Raw genomic sequence first — 4062 nt, forward strand, 5'->3', positions numbered from 1 at the left:
CGCGGACGCCATATCAGGCCCGAGAAGACTGGCAGGCGCGACCCATGGCTGATCCCTACGACGTCCTCATCATCGGCGGCGGCCCCGGCGGATATGTCACCGCGATCCGCTCCGCCCAGCTCGGCTTCAGGACGGCGGTGGTCGAGCGCGAGCATCTCGGGGGCATCTGCCTGAACTGGGGCTGCATCCCGACGAAGGCGCTCTTACGCTCGGCGGAGGTCTACCACTACCTGCAGCACCCGCAGAATTACGGGCTCACCGCCGAAAAGGTCGGCTTCGACATGGCCGCGGTGGTGAAGCGCTCGCGCGGGGTCTCGGCGCAGCTCAATGGCGGCGTCGGGTTTCTCATGAAGAAGAACAAGGTCGACGTCATCTGGGGCGAGGCGACCATCACCAAGCCCGGCGAAGTGAAGGTCGTCGCGCCGAAGAAGTCGGTGCAGGGCCCGCCCGCGCCGGCGCCCAAGGGCGCGCTCGGGGAGGGGACCTACCAGGCGAAGAACATCATCGTCGCGACCGGCGCCCGGCCGCGCGTGCTGCCGGGCCTCGAGCCCGACAAGAAGCTGGTCTGGACCTATTTCGAGGCGATGGTCCCCGAAAAGATGCCGAAGTCGCTGCTGGTCGTGGGGTCGGGCGCGATCGGCATCGAGTTCGCGAGCTTCTTCCACACCATGGGCGCGGACGTCACGGTCGTCGAGGTGCTGCCGCAGATCCTGCCCGTCGAAGACGAGGAGATCGCGGCCCACGCCCGCAAGCGCTTCGAGAAGCTCGGGATCAAGATCCTGTCCGGCGCGAAGGTGACACAGCTGGACAAGGGCTCGGACGACGTCACCGCGACGATCGAGGCGTCGGACGGCAAGACGCAGACCCTGAAGGTCGATCGCGTCATCTCGGCCGTCGGCGTCGTGGGCAACGTCGAGAATCTCGGCCTCGAGGCGCTCGGCGTGAAGACCGAACGCGGCTGCGTGGTGACCGACGGAATCGGCCGCACCAATGTGAAGGGGATCTACGCCATCGGCGACGTCGCCGGGCCGCCGATGCTCGCCCATAAGGCCGAACATGAAGGGGTCATCTGCGTCGAGGGCATCAAGGGGCTGCACGTCCATCCGATGGACAAGGCCAAGATCCCCGGCTGCACCTATTGCAACCCGCAGATCGCCTCCGTCGGGCTCACCGAGAAGAAGGCCAAGGAGCAGGGCCGCAAGCTCAAGGTCGGCCGCTTCCCGTTCAACGGCAATGGCAAGGCGATCGCGCTCGGCGAGCCGGAGGGACTGGTCAAGACGATCTTCGACGCCGAGACCGGCGAGCTGCTCGGGGCCCATATGGTCGGGGCGGAGGTCACCGAACTGATCCAGGGCTTCGTGATCGCCATGAATCTCGAGACCACCGAGGAGGAGCTGATGCATGCGGTTTTCCCGCATCCGACCCTCTCCGAAATGATGCATGAGAGCGTGCTGGACGCATACGGCCGAGTGATTCACACCTGAGAGATGCGAAATTTCGCGCCGGCTGGAACCGCGGATTTGCCCCGTGGGTTCTGCGTCTGACGGGACCTATTCAGGAGTGGCAAGCGATGACAGGCGTCGGCTGGTTCATGGCGATCATCCTCGGCGGCATCGCCGGATGGATCGCCGAGCAGATCATGAAGTCCGACATGGGACTGATCATGAACATCATCTTGGGCATCGTCGGCGCCCTTGTGATGAACGCGATCCTCGGAATGCTGGGCGTCATTCCGCCCGGCGGGTGGATCTGGCAGTGCATCGTGGCGATCGCGGGCGCCTGCCTGCTCATCTTCCTGTGGCGGATGATCAGCGGGCGGCGCACCGCGGCCTGAGCCCTGCGCATCGCGCGCGTCCGCCCCGCGGGCGTGCGGGTGACGGGGCCGAGAGCCTCGGCTAAACTCCAGGGAGAGCGGAGCCTTGCGCTTCGCTCTCCTTTTTCATGCCCGCGCGCGCCGTTGCGCAAGCGGGCCGGCGCCACGATCTGAGCCCCATGGTCACGGTCCTCGACCACACCCAGCCCTCCGCCCGGCTCCGCCATCCGGAGAAAGCGCGCCGTCCCGACGCCGAGCTTCTGAAGAAGCCCGAATGGATCCGCGTGCGCGCGCCGGGCTCCCCCGTCTGGCGGGAGACGCAAGGGATCGTCCGGGACAACAAGCTGGTCACGGTCTGCGAGGAGGCCGGCTGTCCGAACATCGGCGAGTGCTGGTCCAAGAAGCACGCGACCTTCATGATCTTGGGCGACACATGCACGCGGGCCTGCGCCTTCTGCAACGTGCGCACGGGGATGCCCGAGGCGGTCGACGCGGGCGAGCCGTCGCGCGTCGCCGACGCCGTGGCGAAGCTCGGCCTCAACCACGTGGTCATCACCTCGGTCGATCGCGACGACCTTTCCGACGGCGGCGCGAAGCATTTCGCCGAAGTGATCGGCGCGATCCGCCGCACGAGCCCCGGCACCACGATCGAGGTGCTGACGCCGGACTTCCTGCGCAAGGACGGCGCGCTCGAGATCGTGGTCGAGGCGCGGCCGGACGTGTTCAACCACAATCTCGAATGCGTGCCGTCGCTCTATCTGACGGTGCGCCCCGGCGCCCGCTACTTCCATTCGCTGCGCCTGCTGCAGCGCGTGAAGGAGCTCGACCCGGAGGCCTTCACCAAATCCGGCATCATGGTCGGGCTCGGCGAGGAGCGGAACGAGGTGCTGCAGCTGATGGACGATCTGCGGTCGGCCGAGGTCGATTTCCTCACTGTCGGCCAGTACCTGCAGCCGACCCGCAAGCACCATGCGGTGAAGCGCTTCGTGACGCCGGGCGAGTTCCAGTCCTTCGAGACCATGGCCTACGCCAAGGGGTTTCTCATGGTCTCGGCGAGCCCGCTGACGCGCTCGTCGCACCACGCCGGCGACGATTTCGCCAAGCTCCGTGCTGCGCGGGCGGCAAAGCGTCCGGCATCTTCGCGGATCGCGGCGGAATAGAGCGGCCGCCCGTCGAAATTCAGCGTGACGGAACTGTGGATGCTGCATAGGGTGCATCCGCACATCTGACCGTTGCCGGGCCCTCCATGCCGCTCCCAAAACTGCTCGAAGGGCGCCTGTCGCTCCCGGTCATCGGCGCGCCGATGTTCATCGTGTCCGGGCCGGAGCTCGTGATCGCGCAGTGCAGGGCCGGCGTGGTGGGATCGTTCCCCGCGCTCAACGCCCGTCCCGCCGAGGCGCTCGACGGGTGGCTTTCGCGGATCGGATCGGAGCTCGCAGCCTTCTCGAACGCCAATCCCGGCCTTCCCGTCGCGCCCTACGCCGTGAACCAGATCGTCCACGCCTCGAACGCCCGGCTCGGCGAGGACATGCGGACCTGCGCCCGCCACCGCGTCCCGATCGTCATCACCTCGCTTCGGCCGCCCAACGAGGTGGTGAAGGCGGCGCACGACTGGGGCGGCGTCGTGTTGCACGACGTGATCTCGGTGCGCCACGCCGAGAAGGCGCTGGAGGCCGGCGTCGACGGGCTGATTCTTGTCTGCGCCGGCGCCGGCGGCCACGCGGGCGCCCTGAGCCCCTTCGCCCTCGTTCAGGAAGTCCGCGCCTTCTATGACGGCCCGATCGTGCTGTCGGGCGCGATCGCGACCGGCAGGGCGGTGCTGGCCGCGCAGGCGATGGGCGCCGACCTCGCTTATGTCGGCACCCGCTTCATCGCGACCCGGGAGGCGAACGCCGACCCGCGCTACAAGGAGATGCTGGTCGCGGAGGCGGCTGCCGACATCGTCTGCTCGTCGCTGTTCACGGGCGTGCCGGGCAACTACCTGAAGCCGTCGATCGCCGCAGCGGGCCTCGACCCCGACGCGCTGCCGTCAGCCGACAAGTCCAGCATGGACTTCGCATCGGCGGACGCGAAAGCCTGGAAGGACATCTGGGGCTCGGGGCAGGGGCTCGGCGCGATCCATGACGCGCCGGAAGTCGCCGAGCTGGTGCGGCGCATGGTCGAGGACTACGCCGCCGCCAAACGGGAGCTTGCAGAATAAAGCCTCAGAAGCTCCTCGGATCGACGGTCCTGCGTGCTTCGAGACGCCC

General features: G+C 67.6%; 4 protein-coding genes. All 4 read left to right on the top strand.

Going from position 1 to position 4062, the window contains the following annotated elements:
- Positions 1-44 precede the first annotated feature (44 nt).
- The 4 genes from lpdA (at position 45) to EK403_RS07895 (ending at position 4013) form a co-directional block, all read left to right on the top strand.
- Entirely contained in the window at positions 45-1484 is a 1440-nt protein-coding gene (lpdA, locus tag EK403_RS07880) for a dihydrolipoyl dehydrogenase (protein ID WP_128776957.1), read from the top strand.
- Between the two features lie 86 nt (positions 1485-1570).
- The gene (locus EK403_RS07885) at positions 1571-1834 is read left to right on the top strand and encodes a GlsB/YeaQ/YmgE family stress response membrane protein (protein ID WP_128776958.1); all 264 of its coding nucleotides are present in this window, start codon (positions 1571-1573) and stop codon (positions 1832-1834) included.
- A 158-nt stretch (positions 1835-1992) separates the two neighbouring features.
- Positions 1993-2973, top strand: coding sequence for a lipoyl synthase (lipA, locus tag EK403_RS07890; RefSeq protein WP_128776959.1), 981 nt, complete (start codon positions 1993-1995; stop codon positions 2971-2973).
- Positions 2974-3059: 86 nt separating this feature from the next.
- Entirely contained in the window at positions 3060-4013 is a 954-nt protein-coding gene (locus EK403_RS07895; RefSeq protein WP_128776960.1) for an NAD(P)H-dependent flavin oxidoreductase, read from the top strand.
- Positions 4014-4062: the final 49 nt, after the last annotated feature.

The organism is Hansschlegelia zhihuaiae (assembly GCF_004103825.1).
Classification (GTDB): domain Bacteria; phylum Pseudomonadota; class Alphaproteobacteria; order Rhizobiales; family Methylopilaceae; genus Methylopila; species Methylopila zhihuaiae.

Excerpts from the sequence above, each read along its gene's own strand:
- lpdA (WP_128776957.1), top strand. The coding sequence starts at position 45 with ATGGCTGATCCCTACGACGTCCTCATCATCGGCGGCGGCCCCGGCGGA.
- EK403_RS07885 (WP_128776958.1), top strand. The coding sequence starts at position 1,571 with ATGACAGGCGTCGGCTGGTTCATGGCGATCATCCTCGGCGGCATCGCC.
- lipA (WP_128776959.1), top strand. The coding sequence starts at position 1,993 with ATGGTCACGGTCCTCGACCACACCCAGCCCTCCGCCCGGCTCCGCCAT.
- EK403_RS07895 (WP_128776960.1), top strand. The coding sequence starts at position 3,060 with ATGCCGCTCCCAAAACTGCTCGAAGGGCGCCTGTCGCTCCCGGTCATC.